The organism is Neobacillus jeddahensis, from assembly GCF_000612625.1.
GTDB classification, from domain to species: domain Bacteria; phylum Bacillota; class Bacilli; order Bacillales; family Cytobacillaceae; genus Neobacillus; species Neobacillus jeddahensis.
Genome location: NZ_CCAS010000078.1, coordinates 1 through 17,513, shown reverse-complemented (window position 1 = coordinate 17,513; position 17,513 = coordinate 1). Strand labels below are relative to the sequence as shown.

Below are 17,513 nucleotides of genomic sequence, written 5' to 3'. Positions count from 1 at the left end.
GGTGGAAGTTAATCTAGAGGTTGGCGGGAATTCAGCAGGTGGTGGATAAAATGAGAGTTCAGAAAGGGTTTAGCGGAAATGGAAAAGTGGTTGATAAATCGCGAGAGCGGGGGAACGGGTTCTTGATTAAGATGGAAATCGTGCGATAAGTGAGAGATTTTTGGGAAGGTTTGATGAAAACTGGTATTTGAATAGAGTTTAGGCAGCGATCAAAGCCAAAATGGAGGGCATGATCTCATAAATGGGATATTTGAGAGCCATTTTTTGAAAGCGGTTGATAAACGTGGTAAAGCGGTCGATAAAAAGGAGAAAGTGGTTGATAAATCCAAAAAGCGGTCGATAAAGGAGGAAAAGTGGTTGATAAATCGCGAGAGTGGGGGAACTGGTTCTTGATAAAGATGGAAAACGTTCGATAAGTGAGAGGTTTTTGGGAAGGTTTGATGAAAACTGGTATTTGAATAGAGTTTAGGCAGCAATCAAAGCCAAAATGGAGGGCACGATCTCATAAATGGAATGCTTGAGCTTGAACCCAATGTCAGAGAGCCATTTTTTGAAACCAAGCGGTCGATAAAAAGGAAAAAGTGGTTAATAAATCCAAAAAGCGGTCAATAATGATGAGCTTTGGCTTCAAATAGCTGCATCATTTGGCGGAAGCGAAATAATCTCAAGGTGCATTTCGTATTCCAATCGAATCTATGTTACAATTTTTCTAGCTAAATTGGAGAAAAGGACGAACAAAATGAGCAAAATAATTCCAGTAAGTAAAAATGATTATATAGATGTAGTATTTGAAGATTTAACCCATGACGGGGCAGGCGTGGCCAAGGTCGATGGCTACCCGCTGTTTGTCCCCAATGGTTTGCCGGGTGAAAAGGCAAAAGTAAAGGTAATTAAGACAGGAAAAGGTTATGGCTTCGGGCGCTTGATTGAACTGTATGAAAAAAGTCCAAATCGCGTCGATATCGCCAGCAGTGAGAGCCACAAATACGGCGGCTGTCAGCTTGAGCATATTAGTTATGAAGGTCAACTGAAATATAAGGAAAACCAAGTCAGACAAGTGCTAACTCGAATCGGAAAATTAGAGGATGTGATTGTACATCCGATTTTAGGTATGGACGAGCCATGGCATTACCGCAACAAGGCGCAGGTGCCGGTCGGAGAAAAGGATGGCAAGCTGATTGCTGGTTTCTTTAAGCCACGGAGCCATGAAATCGTTGAAACCAATGAAAGCTTGATCCAACTGCCGGAAATAAATGAAGCAGTGCAAGCGGTAAAGGAGATTTGTACGAAACTTGGCATTCCTTCCTATAATGAAGAAAAGCATACAGGTGTACTACGACATATTATGGCTCGTTACGGGTTGAAGTCTGGGGAGTTGATGGTTGTCATCGTCACAAGAACGGCTGATCTTCCGCAGAAGAATCAATTGGTCGAGGAATTGGTGACCCGTCTTCCAAAGGTAAAGTCGATCGTTCATAACGTCAATAACAAGCGCACGAATGTGATCCTTGGCGACAAAACGAAGGTGCTTTGGGGTGCAGAGGTCATCTATGATTATATTGGTGATGTGAAATTTGCGATTTCGGCCTTATCATTTTACCAGGTGAATCCGGTTCAAACGAAGGTTTTATATGATAAAGCCCTAGAGTATGCGGGTTTAAGCGGTGAGGAATCGGTCATTGATGCTTATTGTGGAATCGGGACGATTTCATTATTTTTGGCACAGCGGGCAAAGAAGGTCTTCGGGGTTGAGGTCGTTTCAGAAGCGATAGACGATGCGAAGCGGAATGCGGAGTTGAACGGACTGACGAATGCGGAATTTACAGCAGGTGAAGCGGAGGTTGTTATACCAAAGTGGTATATGGATGGCAATGCTGCTGATGTCTTGGTGGTGGATCCACCGCGTAAAGGCTGTGACGAAGCGTTGTTGAATACGATTATTGAGATGAAACCGAAGAAAGTGGTTTATGTGTCATGTAATCCAGCAACATTAGCACGGGATTTACGGATCCTAGAGGATGGCGGCTATAAAGCGGTTGAGGTGCAGCCGGTAGATATGTTTCCGCATACGACACATGTGGAGTGCATTTCACAGTTAGTTTTAAAAATGTAACCCAAAAATAAACACTTCCGAACCAAAATAGAAATTTCCGATTCAGGACCGATTTTCGTTAAAATAAACATTTCCGATTTTCAGTCCTGATTCAATATGATCCCGGTTTTTCCTCAATAGGAATCCGGGATTTTTTCTGGTATAATGCAATAGAAAATCAATATATTTTCAATAGTTTTATCCTAACTTAATCCTGCTCAATCCCTTACCAATTCAGGATTTTTCAATATTTTTTTCTGACAGCGATTCAACAAGAAACAGAAGGTCTTTCCGGAGTAAATCGTTCTTTTCTCAAGGCTTTTTTCTTCTTTCCACTATTCTTTTCTCCATTTATTCTTCTTCCATTATCGGAAGACTTTATTTTAACTACCGAAAAAACGTGAAAAAATGCGGAAAAAAGGGCGGAAAAACGGCCATTTTTGAATTGGAAATTGGTCTGAATTGGGGTTCTGTCGGAAATCTTTATTTTAACTGGAACGGTGGAATGCGGGTTTGAGACGGGGGATTTGAGAAGGGTTTATTTGGGTTATACATAGGAGAGAGAAGAAATAAAGTTTAGTTTGTAATATTACATCCATAATTGGGAGTATGAGAGATAAGAATCTGTATACGGTGTAGATTTACGATGAAATTTAATAAAGTGTGTAACTGTAGAGCAGGCTAATGTAAGAAGGGCTAAGATATTATCTCCCCGCCACTTTCTTCTTCCCCATGCTAAAAAGTCGGTACCTACTGTTAAATAGTTGGTATCCAAACGGCAAAGGAATCGGGAAGTGCAGCGGGTAGTTCCGATATGTATTCAATCGGTTTTTTAATCATAAAAACAATACAAATCCAGGCTGGATTCAATACGGGTTCAGTCTTTTTCTTTTGCTCAATTTCTCTCCAATCCCTTGTCCAGTCAGGGTTCCAATCGTTTACCCAATCCGCAAATTCGTAGGATTTCCAATCTCTATTCAGTATGTTTCCTAACTGTAATGCCACCTAGGAATTGCTGCATTTCCTTTCTTTTCTCCTGATCTTCTTTCTATTATCGATACCAACTCTTTAACATTATCTGAATATTCTACGCAATACAGAAGGCTGATTTTAGGTCATTTTCGGGGGTTTTGGGGAAGAACTTAATAACATAATGGAGGGAAGGAAAAAGGCCAGATATGAGGGGTTGGTCTTAGAACCGCAAGGGTTTGAGGGGAGTGAGAGGGAGAGAAGGACGGGGAAGGACATTTTTAGCAGGTGAATACAGTAGAGGAAAGAAAAATGAAGAGAAAAGAAAAAAGTCGTTTTTCTCAATTACTGAATCAATAAAAGAAAAGTCTCAAAATGTCTTGGGTGCCCTAGATTTATTTCGTTTATTTTTGGGTCATACAAAAGAAAGCAAGAGCCTTTGCTCCGCCATCTGGCTTGTTTAGTTGTTGATTTCTAATCACTGCCTGCTGATTATTTTATAAATAATCTTTTCCAACAGATGACCAAAAATCGCTCCAATTACCCCAATTACAAGACCAGTGTAAACTGGGCTAATAAAAATAAATTGAAAAAATAGCCCCATAACCATTCCTGCAACTGATCCGAAAAGCATTCCTGTGAATTTAGCCTTTTTGAGAGGTTCATTTATCCCATTTTCTCTTAGAGTATCGTTTATACAAATTGCTTGATTGTATGCTTGCCACATGCCGTAACCCCAAAGGGAAGGATAAAATAATCCCCAATTGTAATGAACAACCTTATGTGCCTGATGCAGCTCCCCCCTGAAAGTATGGTAAATTGCCATATTTAGATTAGAACTGTAATTAATCAAAACCTCCAAAACCATTAAGACAAAACCTATAAAGAGTTGGCCATTGTAAAATTGACCAAATCCAGGTAAAACAAATGACCATAACAAAGCCGACCAAGGGGATTTATATCTATTTTTCATCGTAAATTTCACCCCATATGCCCTTCTACATCAGACTGTATTTTGTTTAACCAATAATTGCTTCTAAAAAAAGGAAGGTGCATGACCTCCCTTTTGAAATCAGCTATTAAGATTAGCTTTGGCTAACTCATCTCTGTCTGATGCAATAGGAGGCTGTTCTAGCCATTCATTTTTTATCATGATATTGGAGCCATCCTCAGAATATAATTGGATTTCTGCCATTAATCTGTTATACATTACTCCTATATCCAGTCTGGGACTTTGAGCGATTCCTGTTCCATAATATCCAATACTCAACCCGATTAATGCTGCTGTAAAGAACATCATTAGTTTATCCGAAAAAGTATAAACAGTGCTATTCGTGATTTCTGTTGCCCAAGTCGTGGGAACTGGAAGGTAACTTTCTTCAAATTTGGTCCCAAATAATTTAATGTGCTTTTTGGCAATTTCAATTCCTCTAACACAGAATTGTTTTACTTGTTTATCCTGAGCAACCTGGCAAAACCCCGCCAAAGTTGCTGCTCCTAAAGCATTTCTTTGGATGTTTGCAAAAAGGTTGGATATTTCAGAAGCTACTAAGGGTCGTTTTTCACCAATAAGATCCCATACAAAACGCTGCTTTTTCACAAAATCTGTTCTTTCTAAATTCGGCAGATATGGAGACCTTAAATAAAGTCCTTTTGACAAGAGCAAGTCTTTCGCCATTCTAAATAATTGCATGGTTTCAGATATACAATCCGTATAGAAATCTGTAATGTCAGCTCTCGTAGACCCTGATAAACTAGCCGAGTAGGTTGTAAGTCCAATCATAGACATTTGATGAATAAAGTTTAATACATAATTGTCGGAATATAATCTAGGTGCAGTTAAATCGACATCTTGCTCTATTTTAAAACCGTGTGGGATTGCGTATTTTTCCTCAGTAAAAATAGAAACTAACTTTTCTATATGTTTTTTTGAGAGTTCTAAAGCATATTCGATGACAGGCTTAATCTCTTCATCTTCAGCCTTTTCTAAAAAATATGCAAGAATACATAAACTTCCGCTATCGTTCAAATATTGTGACCAAAGTTGTGCAATTTCCACTGATGTTATCCTTATCTGCTTACCATTCTCCATCAACATAATCCTCCGATAATAATACTTATTCTCTTTATTTTTCCCGATGTTCCCCCAAGTATGTATAAAGCTAATACTCTGCTCTTCCCAACGCAAAAAAGTCGGTATCGACTGCTAAATAAGTTGGTATCCAAACGGGAAGGGAATCGGGAATACTGGCGGATAGTCTATTATGTACTATCTCCCTGTTACTTTCTTCTTCCCCGTGCTAAAAAGTTGGTACCCAATGCAATGCTAAATAGTTGGTATCCAAACGACAAAGGAATCAGGAAGAGCAGCGGACAGATAAATATGTATTCAATCGGTTTTTTTAATCAAAATTCGGGGCGGGTCCAGTAGGACTTCGTCCCATTTCATTTATTCAATATCACTTCAATCCCTTGTCCAATAAGGGGTTCAGCCGTTTTCCTAATCTATAAATCCGTAGGATTTCCAATCTCTATTCAGTGTGTTTCCTAACCATATAACCGTCCCAAAATGGCTTTGTTTTCCGTCTTTTCTCCCGATTCTTATCTCCATTCTGGTACCAACTTAATACAATTATCCGAATACTCGATACAATCTAGAACGGAAAAAAGAGGGCGAAAATGGGGATTTTGGGGAAGAACTATGTAGCAGAATGGAATGAAAAAAAAAGGCGAGATAAGAGGGTGAGGCTTAGATCCACAAGGATTTGAGGGGAGGGAAGGACATTTTAGCAGGGGAATAGTTCAATTATTTTTTTTCTAACCTGCTTCATTAGTTTAATAACTTCAACAAAAAGTGCGTTAATCCTTCTTAGATCAATGCACCCTATAGTTTAAGTGCAATTATTTACATTTTTTAGATAAGAGCAATAAATTATTCATTCTCACAATTGAACTTAAATAGTCCTTTTTGGAACCAGAATACAAATTTTTTTATTACATAAATGATAATTAAATTACTTAATAACCCACTATATATATTCCAACTCTTCCAATAGGAAAGTGAACTATAATTTTCGATAAAAAAAGCATAAGTTGTTATAGCAATAGTAAAAATCAAATAATGAATGATTATTCTTTGCCTCCCTTTATTTGCGGGATAAAACATAATAAATAAGACTCCAAAGGTTGGATAGGTAAGATAGTATAAAGAGAAACTCATTTTAGTTGCATACTCAAATTCTCTATATGGAAATTCCACCAAGTTAAATAACAATTGAACATATTGATAGATCCATGCAATACCATGTCCAAATAAAAATGTTATGTGAGCAATTCTTTTGCGGTCTATCGGTACAAATTTTATCAATACGATGATTGAAATTAGCCATGATAACAATAATATCAGAATTTCTTTGTTCATTTATAATCAACCCTTATTAGCCATTTTCTATACCAAAGATAGTATTTATGATTAATGTATAATGAAATAATGACAGTTATTAAAGTCCAATACCACTTCCACTCGTCATATTCCACCAGTGTAGTATACTTCTCAAGTATTACTTCAAAAAATGTGAAAAAACCCGAAAAACACAGGTAATATAAAAGAACGTTAACCTTTTTTAGCTTATATGGAAAATATAAGCTAAAAAAAATTGCAACTGTTGGAAATAAGAAAAACTCAAACGAGAAACTTGTCTTGTTATACATATTTGCCTGAGGTAGTAATTGTGTGGGATATTCAATCCATCCTTTTTCAACAGCAAATAAACCTGCAGGCCAAGTTACAACTTGAAGAACCAAGAATAATACCCATGCGTCTCTTGATTTATCTTTTGGGACTAATTTTATTACCGCAAAAATACATAACATAGAAAAGCAGATTAGAAACAATCTCTCAAGATTCATTTTAAGAAACACCCTTAAGAAGAATTTTTATTTTTACCTTTTCCTCATTCAACTTTTTTAAAAAAAGTCATCCTTTTTCTTCCTTTTTAATTATTATATCCAAGTCAATTCCTACTATCCTTTATTGAACTAAACTGCATCTTTAGCGTAAAGAACATCATTTCACAAACTTTACAGTATCCATGTTATTGCAACTATATTAGAAGTATATAATTCGTAACAGGACATAACTCTTCATCTCATAGCATAAGTCTACTGTGTCCCTATATAAAATTAAGGTTCCTTAAATAAAAAAAGCGTTCCTTAAATAAAATTAATGTTCCCAATCCTTTGTCCAGTGGGGGTTCTGGACTCTTTAGTTGGTTTCCTCAGATAATAGATTCCAAGATGTCCAATCTTTTTTCAGCTCATTTAAGTGGAGCAAATCAGGTGAAGTTTTCGTCTACTATGGAACGTAATTTTTTTATAAGAGAAAATGGAACGGGTGGTGGTACGTAATTATTCGATGGGGACATTCCTTTCTTTTCTCCGGAATCTTTCGTCTATTAAGGGAAGAACTCTTTAACATTATCTGAATATTCTATGCAATACAGAAGGTTGATTTTAGGTCATTTTCGGGGGTTTTGGGGAAGAACTTAATAACATAATGGAGGGAAGGAAAAAGGCCAGATATGAGGGTTTGATCTTAGAGCCGCAAGGGTTTGAGGAGAGTAAGAGGGAGGGGAGAACTAAAAGGCAGGGGCATATAGTAGAGAGAAGGAAAAGAAGAGTAAAGAAAAAAGACATGTATAATACATTTACTTGTCCAATTTCTCTTCTAGTTAGTTCCTCTAATTATTAGTCACCTTCGAATAGAAAATCAATTAAAGAAAGATCCCTTATTTAGACATTTGTTTTCCTGAAGCCAGTGTTTGTACACGAATATTTGAAATCAAAAACACACTTGCTAAGATAACAAGAAGCCCTACTATTATTCCTGCTGTTATTTGTTCATGTAGAAAAAGACTACCCCAAGCTATCCCGAATACAGGGATAAGAAATGTTACACTTAATGTCTTGGTTGGCCCTACACTGTCAATTAGATAAAAATATAACAAATATGCAATAGCTGTACAAAATATTGCTAACCCGAAAACAGACCAAACAGCAGCAGCCGATATAGAATTTATAGTGGAAGGTAAATGCGTCAGTGTAAATGGTAGTAATAGAAGAGATGCCCCAGCTTGTTGTCCTGTAGCCAATGCAAGCGGCGAAATTCCCGAAAATGCCTTCTTTGCGTACACTCCAGCAATACCGTATGAAATAGTTGATAAGATCGCAAGACAAACAGCAATTTGTGTTTCAGTTGTAAATGGAACAGAACTCCAACCAACTAAGATGAAAACTCCAAATGCCCCCATTATAATTCCAACGAACTTTCGTAAACTCAAAGATTCCTTCATCCATCCCCATACAACTAGAGCAGTGAACAATGGTGTTAGGGAATTAAGAACGGCTGACAGAGAAGCTGGCAGATACAAAGCAGAGAAAGCAATAAGGGTAAAGGGAATAACAGCATTTAATGTCCCAATTATTAAAAATTGTTTCCACATCCGTCGAAATTGTGCAGACTGTCTCGTGGCGATCATGTATAATATCAAAGTCAGTACCGCTAAAGTGACTCTTACCTGAATTGTCAAAAAGGGCCCTAATACGGGTGATGCAATGCGTATAAATAGAAATGAAGCTCCCCATAGCCCTGCAAGCCCTAATAAAGCTAGTATATTTTTTACATTCATAATTTACCTCCGTATTCTATATTCTGATGGTGTATAACCCGTTTGCTGACGGAATACACTCGAGAAATGAACCGAGCTTGTATATCCAAGGCCATGAGCAATTTCTGTTACAGTTTGTCCGGTCATTTGAAGAAGAACTTTTGCTTCATCCATTCGCAACTTTAGGACATACTTCAATGGGGACATCTCCAAATTTTTTTTGAACACCCGTTGAAGATGATACTTGCTAACACCGCTATACAAGGACATTTGTTCTAAAGTTAAGGTCTGGTGATACTCGTTCTCAATAAATTGTTTAACCGACTGCACGATCTCTTCTTCGTTTGTTTGTAAAATGTTAGGACGACACCTTTTGCAAGGGCGGTATCCATCTGCAATTGCCTTAGAAACAGAACTATAAAACGTGATATTGTCTTTCAAAGGAATTTTTGATTTAAAAGAAGGTTTACAACATATCCCTGTGGACCTTACTGCATAAAAGAAAGTCCCGTCGTATTCCTTTTTACAATGAACGACAGCATCCCACATAATCTCTTCGTTTAGAAAGATCATTCCTACACCTCACTTAACACTATGGACATCATAGCAATATTAAAGATAGTTACTCAATCGGTTTCTTGCTCTCTAATTTTCGTTTACCCAACAATTTGTGGATTTTTATTGAATATGGCGTAAATCTTTCGTTATAGTAGCCTTTTATCAAATATCTAGTTGCTTTCCTCACTGTATTATCTAAGATGCCTCCAGTCCTATTCCGTGGAGTTTCCAATCGTATTGTACTAATCCTTAAATTTTTCTTTAATTTATTTTTCTCTCTTTTATTGTTAATTTAGAACTTGGAAGATTTAATAATAATTGTAGTTAAAACTATACAAAATAGAAGGTGAAGAAAAAGTGGAAAAACAAATAAAAATTCTGGTTGTTGAAGATGATAACGACATAAATCAATTATTATGTAACATTGTTAAAAAAAGTGGGTATATTCCACAACCTGCATATTCTGGAACAGAAGCATTAATTTATTTGCAAAATAATACTCTGGACCTGGTATTGCTAGATTTAATGTTACCCGGAAAGTCTGGAGAAGAAATACTTGCAAAAATAAGCAAAGAAAATCCTATTCCTGTCATTATTATTTCAGCAAAACTAGAGCAACAAACTAAAATTGATGCTTTAAGAACTGGAGCAGATGATTATATAACAAAGCCCTTTGATAATGAGGAAGTTTCGGCAAGGATTGAATCCAATTTAAGAAGATATCGACTGTCGATGCAACCTACTCAACAGAAAGAGCTAAAGCATAAAGATATTTCTGTTGATATGGAAGCAAAGATAGCAACCGTAAATGGAATAGCTCTTCCATTAACCACACGTGAATACCAAATTTTATTACTTTTATTACAATCTCCAAAAAAGGTATTTACAAAGGCAAATGTATTTGAAAGCGTATGGAATGAGGAATTCCATGGAGATGATAATACGATTAATGTTCATATGAGTAATTTAAGAAGTAAGCTAGCAAAGGCTAACCCGGACCAAGATTATATCGAAACAATATGGGGAATGGGGTACCGATTAAAAACTTTGGTTTTCTTAAGAATTAGCTTAAGACTTCCTTATGATTTGCTGGTTAAACTAAAAAGCATAACATTAAGGAGGGAAAGAAATGAGCGATTATGTACTTAAAGTGAATAATTTATCAAAAAAGTTTAAAAATCAAGTTGCTTTAAATAAAGTAAATCTTTCCATTAAAAAGGGGGCCATTTATGGGTTTATTGGACAAAATGGTGCTGGAAAGTCTACCTTAATACGAATTGTTTCGGGTTTAGCTGATAAAACTTCAGGAACAGTCGAATTATTTGGATATAACAATGGACAAGAACTAATCAAGGCTAGGAAAAGGATGGGGACAATTATTGAAGGGCCTGCATTATATCCGCACATGACCGCTGCTGAAAACTTAGAAGCACATCGACTGTTAAAAGGGATTCCGGGGAAAGAGTGTGTAGAAAAAACACTCGCATTAGTGGGACTTCAGGATACAGGCAAAAAAAAGGCAAAGAACTTTTCTCTAGGTATGAAACAAAGGCTGGGGATAGCAATCACTTTACTTGGTGATCCTGAATTTTTAATTCTCGATGAACCTATCAACGGTCTTGATCCCATGGGGGTAGTGGAGATAAGAGAGCTATTGAAAAGGCTTAATCAGGAATATGGTATTACTATTTTAATATCCAGCCATATATTGAGTGAGTTATATTTGCTTGCAACCCATTATGGGATTATTCATAAAGGGAACTTATTGGAGCAATTGACTTTAGATGAGCTAAATGCTAAATGTAAGCAATACTTGCATATTAAAGTAGATAATACGGAAAAAGCTGCTACAATTATCGAAACTAGGCTTAAAACAAATGATTTTGAAGTTATGCCCAATGGAGTAATAAAGTTATTTGATTCTATTGATGAGTCAGGAAAAGTATCCTCCATACTTGTAAATGAGAATCTGGTTATAGAGGAACTTATGCCGATGGGACAAGATCTGGAGTCTTACTTTATGAAACGTATAGGGGGTATTCATCATGGGTAATCTTTTCAAATCTGAGTTGTATAAGCTGAAAAAGGATCGATCTTTCTTGTTGCTTACAATACTTTTGGTTATTGTAAGTATCTGCTATCCTTTATTAATCGTTTTTGACGAAGGAGCGGGTTTGATAAAAATTAGTGATTTCTATCAGTCCACCGTACTCAATGGAAATAACTATGTGATAAAGCTAGCTCCATGTATATTAGCTGGATTTTTTATCTCAAATGAATATTCATTTGGAACAATGAAAAATATTGGGGCTTCTGGCAACAGTAGATTCCGAATCTATTTTGCAAAATTAATGGTTTTTTCAATTGGAGCGATAATTATTTCACTAATCCTACCAATCGTAATGACAGGTGCAAGTGCTTTATATTCTGGTTTTCATGATATGCCTGAATTAGGTTATTTTGTTAAAACAATAGGATTAACTATCCTATACGCAGCTTCATTTTCATCTCTGATGGCTTTGTTAGCGACGATTTTAACGGAGAGTGGAAAAGCAATTGCCTTTATGCTTTTATTCTTTTTATTATTTGATGGTATTTTATACGGTTTAAGTACGTTGATTCCAATATTTGAATTAGTATTAAAATACTCTATTTTTGACTTATTACTTAAAATTGTAAATGTTGATACCTTTATGAACGGTGGCATGAATAAAATGATTATTGTTCCAATAATCACTTATGGAATTTTTGGTCTTTTAGGTAGTCTCCTCTTTATAAAAAAAGAAATAAAATAGACGAACGGACTGATGGGGAAAATGTTATATTTGACCGTACTTTCAGTTGCCTTTGCATTATTTTTCCTGTCCCGCTTCATTCTCCTAAAAAAAGAAATACGAAGTGTTACTGATCAGTTACTTGAAAGACACCAACATAAAGCAGATACGAAAATTAATCTAGCTTTTTATGACACGGATTTTGAGAAACTAGCCAAGGAAATTAATGTTCAAATAGATGAAACCAAAGTGGCAAATGCACAAAAGAGGAGAACAGAGAATGAATTAAGGCAGGCAATTTTAAATATGTCACATGATATTCGTACACCGATGACTTCTATTCTTGGTTATATTCAATTCTTAGAGAATGAAGATTTAACGCAAGAAAAAAGTAAAGAATATATCATGATTATAAAAACTGGGGCATTAAGGTTAAAAGGTTTACTAGAAGATTTTTTGGAGTTATCCATGATAGAATCAGCGGAATATTCATTAAAGATGGATTCAATTAAATTAAATGATATGGTTCTGGAGGTCTTGGTTGGCTTTTATGAAGAATTTAATAAAAAGAATATAGAGCCTTCTATCAACATTTCGGAAAATGAAGTATGGATTATAGGAAACTCATCAGCTGTAAAGCGAGTAATAGAAAATTTGACGATAAACGCTATAAAACATTCAAGTGGCAATGTAGCAATCAACTTGAATAAAACTCCGTCCTATGCTGAACTAACGGTTATTAATCCTGCTTCCGAGCTAAAGGAAGAAGACCTTTTTTACTTATTTAATCGCTTTTATAAAGCAGACCAAGCAAGAAAAGGAAAAGGCACGGGACTTGGATTATCCATTACTAAAAGTTTAATGCAAAAAATGAATGGCGATATTACTGCTGAATTAAAGGACGAGCAATTATATATGAAATGTAAGTGGAAAATAAAGCCTTAGTTTTCGAATACCTTGTATATTATCCGTTAATCAAGGATAAAAATCTTATCATCGGAGAAAATAATTGTTATGAAAAATGGGCTTATTACGGTTTGAAAAGGAGGATAAACGATGGATTTAGAGAAGAAAGAAAATATAAGTGTAGAAGAGAAAAAATCTAGCTTTTCCTTTCCTGGACCTTGGTTCGGTGGAATTTCGATGATCATTAGCCCTATTCTACTTTTAATAGGTGAGTTTTTTAAGATAAAGTACAATTATTACTTTCCTTATCAGCTTCAGGGCTATGCAGAGCATCCAGTTCTTATGACAATATCCTATAGCTGCTTTACTTTGAGTTTCATCCTTATGTGGCCGGCAATTTTCACTCTAACCAATATGATTGGAGAGAAAAAACCAGGTTGGGCTAAATGGGGAGGTACTTTGGCCATTATTGGCTTATTTGTAAGACTTTTTCATGAAGGAGTGAACCATCAGGCTTTTCAATTGGTGGATGTACAGAATCTGGAGATGGCAACTCATGCTGTTAAAGATTCCTATACAGCATGGTATGTATTGTATCCGCTTGTATTTGCTGATAATTATGGTTGGATTGTTCTCGGAATTGGAGCTTACCTTTCAGGTACTCTTGGATGGTTTAGTGCATTTGCCCTTGCGGCTATGTCTAATCACAATAGTGGTGTCCTCAAAGGTACCGATATAAAATCATTTACTGACACGTTATTCCTTTGCATCGCATTCCTTCCGCTTGGAATCAGAGTGCTACAGAATTGTCCTAAGCCTAGCCGTCGAGCATTTAAGTGGGCGATACCAATAGTCCTAATAATTGCCTATTTGTACTATCGAACATTAACAAATAGTTTAAGTTGAATTAATTTCTAAAGGATTAGCTTATTTTGTAAATAAATAATATTAGGGGGCTTAATATGAAAATACCTAAATACACTGAAAATAAAGAATTTTATGGAGCTTTGGTTATTCTGGTCTTTAGTTTTGCTCCATTGTATGCTTTACCATTAATCTTGGTTTTTATTATTATACAGAAATTAAGATTGCGGCAAGGGGAGAGCCGATAATAGAAGCGTCAATGTAACGCATTTCTTTTTTAGTCACTATTCAACTTTATTTTATGAAGGAATTCAGAGTAAACCGGTGAATAGGGAGTGAGCCCTTGCAGGAGAAGCGATTGAAGGGGATGGAGCGGCTTTGGAACTTAATTTTTTTTGGGGGGACTATAATATCCCACCGCCACTTTCTTCTTCCCTAAGCTAAAAAGTCAGTACCTACTGCTAAATAGTTGGTATCCAAACGGCAAAGGAAGTGGGAAGTGCAACGGGTAGTTCCGATATCAATTCAATCGGTTTTTTAATCACAAAATCAATACAAATCCAGGCTGGATCCAATACGGGTCCAGTCTATTTCTTATGCTCAATATCTGTCCAATCCTTTGTACGATGTGACTTGGTAGGCAACCTTTTAACATCAGTGAGTATATAAAATAGGATCATAGAGTAAATCAATAGTTGCTCAAAATGATTGAAAATCAAAACTATACTTTAAAGGAGATACTCAAATGGAAAAGTATTTTATAAATTATCATACTGGTGCTGGAAATCTAATTGTGGAAGTAAATGAAATAGATGAGGCAAAAAGAATTGCAGAAGAAGGTGTTGCCTACACTCAAACACAAATCACAATCGAAACTTTAGATGGTGAAGTTATCACAGAATCAAGATGGTGGGGCGTAGAGCCAGAAGAAGATTCAAATGTGCTTGAAATTATTGGTGATGGATACTTTCAAACTTGGAGTGATGAATTAGAAAATGAAGTTTACTGATATATCTCAGCAATAAAAAAATGTTCCAATTCCAAAGGTTTCTTCAGCTCTTTTCCGGCGGTCTTCGGAATTTTTATGGATAAATCTAGTTGGATTCCAATCATAGTTCTGGTAATGGTTCACTCCTATTTCCAACAAGATTTCAATCCAATTGGTTCTATTCACTCTTTTCCTATTCAATCCTTGCCCGGTAAGGTCATAGGTAACTCCTGTTCATTATTCAGTCGCTGTCCCTTTCTTTGCCTGACTCGTTCCTCCATCATGGAAGAAGGAAGAAATATTAGAATGATAGATTAAAAAATAGTTTTATGTGACTTGCCAGGCAACCTATTAGACCTCTATTCCAAATAAAATCAAAACATAGAGTTAAGCATAGAAATGAGGATTCAACGCTTGTACATATGCTCTAACTTAATTAATGACCAAAGAGGAAGTAATCAAATGGATTAGTAAGGTCTCGAACGTGTTGGTTAATCAAAATGGTTATCTTTAAGGAGAGCCAATCTAAAATAAGGAGAATAACAATTAAAGAAAATGAGGCGATTTCATGAAAACAAATGATTTAATTATTCACATTAATGACAAGAGGGATTCCTATCAACTACATTTCGAAGGTAAATCGAACGTTAAATATCAACTATTCTGGCAATTGTTGGATGAATTAGGTTGGGATATGAAAAATCCATATCATTGCATTTTTGGATTTCTGGAGATTGGGGAACAAGCTGAAAGTGATGTCTTATTCGACCAAAAAGGCGAACCAATTATTCTGTTCGAAATAAAAGGGATTAAAGAAAACATAGACAATCATATCGAACAAACCAAAAGGTTTTTCTCAGTTGAAAACTCGATTAAAGTTGCCATCCTATCCAATATGGTTGATATGTATTTCTTCTCGGATTTTGAAACCCCAGGTGTAATGGATGAAACACCGTTTTACAAGATTTATCTTCCGTCTTTCACTCAACAAGATGTTGATTTTTTGGAACAATTTCAAAGAGACTATTTTTTGGATCATTTTCGAGATCTTTATGCCAAATGGAAGGAGCAATACCTTCTTTAAATGGATATGCAATTCCTGTTTGTTGCAATAGGACAGAATTAAATTAAGAGATAAAGGTCGACCTCCTTCTTTTACCGGTTTGAGGTCGATTTTTTTCTTCTGATTTGCATCTTTATTTTGCTGGTAGTTTAATAACCATGTGTTATAGCAAAGAATTATTTTGAATTCGAAACTTTTGTAGAATTTATCCAAATGTTATGAGGAGTAGCACCTAAAAAACGAATTATTAAGGAGAATCTATTAATGTATACACCGTTCTTTTTAAGGCAAGTTCTCTATTTAAAATGGTAAAATGAAAATAATAGGGGAGGTATAATATGGATAAAACGTTACTCGAACAATTACTTGATCAAACCGAGAATGAACATTTAGATTTAAAAAAAGGGCTATATGTAAAAGCAAATTACGATAGTTTATTAAAAGATGTAATTGCCATGGCGAATGCTAAAGTTAACGGATCACGATACATTACATTTGGTGTGAAAGAATCAGCTCAACAAGAAAAAGAGCTTTTTAATATTACAGAGCCAATTGATGCAGCCACCTATCAAGAATTAGTTTTCGAAAATATTGAGCCACAGTTAGATTGTCAGCTACATTACCTTACATATAAAAATCACTTGTTAGCTGTACTTGAAATTAGAGACCCAAAGTGCCAACCGTACTTACTTAAAAAAGACTTTAATAAACTACATAAAGGCTTTTGTTATATTCGACGAGGAAGTAAAAATGATTTTGCAACAAGAACAGATTTCGATTATTTCTATAAGCAAGGGCAATTTGAAATTCATATTCTTGATGAATACTTACGAGCTGTTGATTCAGAGAGTGGTTGTGCCTCCCTCGAATGTTCTTTTAGAAACTGTACCGATTTCCCAATTACAGTTTATAAGGGTTATTTAGAAGTGTGGGACACACAAAAATTACGTACTCAACATCGTCTCTTTGGGCATACCCGTCATATACCAGGTGCAGACTATCGCTTGGAGATTCCTCCAAAAGCTGAAATAGTAAATGATTTTAGATTTGGTTTTGAATCTAGTGATTGTCTTCGTTTAGAAATGGACGAATACGGTCATTCTGACTTAGATTTGAACTTTAAATTATATTTACTGGATACATTAGGAATGAATATGTAGGTAAGGCACAAGATTGTATTGTTTTTGCTAAAGGTAAATTTTTATGGAAAATAAAAAAATAGACAGTCGTATTCGCCTGGCACATTATTTTTAGATTGATAGAAATTTTTCTCTATCATGCCTCCATGCCAAAGCATTATTTTTAAACAGAAAAGGATATGGAAGGAAAAATGGCAGTACATTATATCCTAAATCCTGATTTAACCGTTTCCTCAATACAAAAATCCAATTATGCAGTTCATGAAAATGACGGTTATATTGATGTCATTAACATCCTACCTTCGAGATCCAAGCGAAATCGAATCAAATAATTAATATTTCCCACCAGCATCTCATGTGTTGCCACATACACTCCGCGCATGTGGAAGCTGTTGCAAAATTAATATTGAAATAGATAGAAGCTCATTTAAACTTTAGTTTGGGAGCTTTTGTAAGAAATCTAAAGTATTTTTATTAAAAATATTAGATGATTG

Annotated in this window: 19 protein-coding genes; 12 read left to right on the top strand and 7 right to left on the bottom strand. The window is 35.6% G+C overall.

Annotated features, from left to right (window positions below):
- The first annotated feature begins 264 nt into the window (after nt 1-264).
- Both TY15_RS25215 and rlmD read left to right on the top strand, forming a co-directional pair.
- Nucleotides 265-393: a hypothetical protein gene (locus tag TY15_RS25215; RefSeq protein WP_262362211.1), complete on the top strand. Its 129-nt coding sequence runs from the start codon at nt 265-267 to the stop codon at nt 391-393.
- A 346-nt stretch (nt 394-739) separates the two neighbouring features.
- Nucleotides 740-2,113: a 23S rRNA (uracil(1939)-C(5))-methyltransferase RlmD gene (gene rlmD / locus TY15_RS20950; protein ID WP_040205355.1), complete on the top strand. Its 1,374-nt coding sequence runs from the start codon at nt 740-742 to the stop codon at nt 2,111-2,113.
- Between the two features lie 735 nt (nt 2,114-2,848).
- Here rlmD and TY15_RS20945 read toward each other — a convergent pair.
- The 7 genes from TY15_RS20945 to TY15_RS20905 form a co-directional block, all read right to left on the bottom strand.
- Nucleotides 2,849-3,097: a hypothetical protein gene (locus TY15_RS20945; protein WP_040205352.1), complete on the bottom strand. Its 249-nt coding sequence runs from the start codon at nt 3,095-3,097 to the stop codon at nt 2,849-2,851.
- A 442-nt stretch (nt 3,098-3,539) separates the two neighbouring features.
- The gene (locus tag TY15_RS20935; RefSeq protein ID WP_040205350.1) at nt 3,540-4,034 is read right to left on the bottom strand and encodes a DUF5683 domain-containing protein; all 495 of its coding nucleotides are present in this window, start codon (nt 4,032-4,034) and stop codon (nt 3,540-3,542) included.
- 99 nt (nt 4,035-4,133) lie between these two features.
- Nucleotides 4,134-5,153: a DUF3231 family protein gene (locus TY15_RS20930; protein ID WP_040205349.1), complete on the bottom strand. Its 1,020-nt coding sequence runs from the start codon at nt 5,151-5,153 to the stop codon at nt 4,134-4,136.
- 840 nt (nt 5,154-5,993) lie between these two features.
- On the bottom strand, nt 5,994-6,482 hold the full coding sequence (locus TY15_RS25275) for a CBO0543 family protein (RefSeq protein WP_040205346.1): 489 nt from the start codon (nt 6,480-6,482) through the stop codon (nt 5,994-5,996).
- Nucleotides 6,479-6,970 carry a CBO0543 family protein gene (locus TY15_RS20920; RefSeq protein ID WP_040205344.1) on the bottom strand — a complete coding sequence of 164 codons (492 nt, stop codon included), beginning with the start codon at nt 6,968-6,970 and terminating at the stop codon, nt 6,479-6,481. Before TY15_RS20920 ends, TY15_RS25275 begins: the two co-directional genes overlap by 4 nt.
- Nucleotides 6,971-7,848: 878 nt before the next feature.
- Complete coding sequence (locus tag TY15_RS20910) at nt 7,849-8,748, bottom strand: DMT family transporter (RefSeq protein WP_040205341.1); 900 nt, start codon at nt 8,746-8,748, stop codon at nt 7,849-7,851.
- A gap of 3 nt (nt 8,749-8,751) precedes the next feature.
- A complete protein-coding gene (locus TY15_RS20905; protein WP_040205339.1) occupies nt 8,752-9,300 on the bottom strand; it encodes a bifunctional transcriptional activator/DNA repair enzyme AdaA in 549 nt (182 codons plus the stop codon).
- A 342-nt stretch (nt 9,301-9,642) separates the two neighbouring features.
- On the opposite strand from TY15_RS20905, the gene TY15_RS20900 reads away from it, so the two are divergent.
- The 10 genes from TY15_RS20900 (at nt 9,643) to TY15_RS24470 (ending at nt 17,351) form a co-directional block, all read left to right on the top strand.
- The gene (locus TY15_RS20900) at nt 9,643-10,434 is read left to right on the top strand and encodes a response regulator transcription factor (protein WP_081799481.1); all 792 of its coding nucleotides are present in this window, start codon (nt 9,643-9,645) and stop codon (nt 10,432-10,434) included.
- Nucleotides 10,415-11,338 carry an ABC transporter ATP-binding protein gene (locus TY15_RS20895; RefSeq protein ID WP_040205338.1) on the top strand — a complete coding sequence of 308 codons (924 nt, stop codon included), beginning with the start codon at nt 10,415-10,417 and terminating at the stop codon, nt 11,336-11,338. Before TY15_RS20900 ends, TY15_RS20895 begins: the two co-directional genes overlap by 20 nt.
- Nucleotides 11,331-12,080 (top strand): ABC transporter permease, encoded by a 750-nt coding sequence (locus TY15_RS20890; protein WP_040205337.1) that lies wholly within the window; start codon nt 11,331-11,333, stop codon nt 12,078-12,080. Before TY15_RS20895 ends, TY15_RS20890 begins: the two co-directional genes overlap by 8 nt.
- A 12-nt stretch (nt 12,081-12,092) precedes the next feature.
- Complete coding sequence (locus TY15_RS20885) at nt 12,093-13,004, top strand: sensor histidine kinase (RefSeq protein ID WP_244440974.1); 912 nt, start codon at nt 12,093-12,095, stop codon at nt 13,002-13,004.
- A 111-nt stretch (nt 13,005-13,115) separates the two neighbouring features.
- Nucleotides 13,116-13,871 (top strand): hypothetical protein, encoded by a 756-nt coding sequence (locus TY15_RS20880; RefSeq protein WP_040205335.1) that lies wholly within the window; start codon nt 13,116-13,118, stop codon nt 13,869-13,871.
- Nucleotides 13,872-13,927: 56 nt separating this feature from the next.
- Nucleotides 13,928-14,077 carry a hypothetical protein gene (locus tag TY15_RS24475; RefSeq protein WP_157042279.1) on the top strand — a complete coding sequence of 50 codons (150 nt, stop codon included), beginning with the start codon at nt 13,928-13,930 and terminating at the stop codon, nt 14,075-14,077.
- A 497-nt stretch (nt 14,078-14,574) separates the two neighbouring features.
- The gene (locus tag TY15_RS20875) at nt 14,575-14,838 is read left to right on the top strand and encodes a hypothetical protein (RefSeq protein ID WP_040205333.1); all 264 of its coding nucleotides are present in this window, start codon (nt 14,575-14,577) and stop codon (nt 14,836-14,838) included.
- A gap of 547 nt (nt 14,839-15,385) precedes the next feature.
- Nucleotides 15,386-15,901: a hypothetical protein gene (locus TY15_RS20870; RefSeq protein WP_040205331.1), complete on the top strand. Its 516-nt coding sequence runs from the start codon at nt 15,386-15,388 to the stop codon at nt 15,899-15,901.
- Nucleotides 15,902-16,218: 317 nt separating this feature from the next.
- Nucleotides 16,219-17,040: an AlbA family DNA-binding domain-containing protein gene (locus tag TY15_RS23840; protein WP_074432850.1), complete on the top strand. Its 822-nt coding sequence runs from the start codon at nt 16,219-16,221 to the stop codon at nt 17,038-17,040.
- 170 nt (nt 17,041-17,210) lie between these two features.
- On the top strand, nt 17,211-17,351 hold the full coding sequence (locus TY15_RS24470) for a hypothetical protein (RefSeq protein ID WP_157042278.1): 141 nt from the start codon (nt 17,211-17,213) through the stop codon (nt 17,349-17,351).
- The last annotated feature ends 162 nt before the right edge of the window (nt 17,352-17,513 follow it).

Coding starts and splice junctions, on each gene's coding strand:
- TY15_RS20890 (WP_040205337.1), top strand. CDS start 11,331: ATGGGTAATCTTTTCAAATCTGAGTTGTATAAGCTGAAAAAGGATCGA.
- TY15_RS23840 (WP_074432850.1), top strand. CDS start 16,219: ATGGATAAAACGTTACTCGAACAATTACTTGATCAAACCGAGAATGAA.
- TY15_RS20910 (WP_040205341.1), bottom strand. CDS start 8,748: ATGAATGTAAAAAATATACTAGCTTTATTAGGGCTTGCAGGGCTATGG.
- TY15_RS20930 (WP_040205349.1), bottom strand. CDS start 5,153: ATGGAGAATGGTAAGCAGATAAGGATAACATCAGTGGAAATTGCACAA.
- TY15_RS20905 (WP_040205339.1), bottom strand. CDS start 9,300: ATGATCTTTCTAAACGAAGAGATTATGTGGGATGCTGTCGTTCATTGT.
- TY15_RS20870 (WP_040205331.1), top strand. CDS start 15,386: ATGAAAACAAATGATTTAATTATTCACATTAATGACAAGAGGGATTCC.
- TY15_RS20920 (WP_040205344.1), bottom strand. CDS start 6,970: ATGAATCTTGAGAGATTGTTTCTAATCTGCTTTTCTATGTTATGTATT.
- TY15_RS24475 (WP_157042279.1), top strand. CDS start 13,928: ATGAAAATACCTAAATACACTGAAAATAAAGAATTTTATGGAGCTTTG.
- TY15_RS20880 (WP_040205335.1), top strand. CDS start 13,116: ATGGATTTAGAGAAGAAAGAAAATATAAGTGTAGAAGAGAAAAAATCT.
- TY15_RS20895 (WP_040205338.1), top strand. CDS start 10,415: ATGAGCGATTATGTACTTAAAGTGAATAATTTATCAAAAAAGTTTAAA.
- TY15_RS20875 (WP_040205333.1), top strand. CDS start 14,575: ATGGAAAAGTATTTTATAAATTATCATACTGGTGCTGGAAATCTAATT.
- rlmD (WP_040205355.1), top strand. CDS start 740: ATGAGCAAAATAATTCCAGTAAGTAAAAATGATTATATAGATGTAGTA.
- TY15_RS20935 (WP_040205350.1), bottom strand. CDS start 4,034: ATGAAAAATAGATATAAATCCCCTTGGTCGGCTTTGTTATGGTCATTT.
- TY15_RS24470 (WP_157042278.1), top strand. CDS start 17,211: ATGGCAGTACATTATATCCTAAATCCTGATTTAACCGTTTCCTCAATA.
- TY15_RS20885 (WP_244440974.1), top strand. CDS start 12,093: ATGGGGAAAATGTTATATTTGACCGTACTTTCAGTTGCCTTTGCATTA.
- TY15_RS25275 (WP_040205346.1), bottom strand. CDS start 6,482: ATGAACAAAGAAATTCTGATATTATTGTTATCATGGCTAATTTCAATC.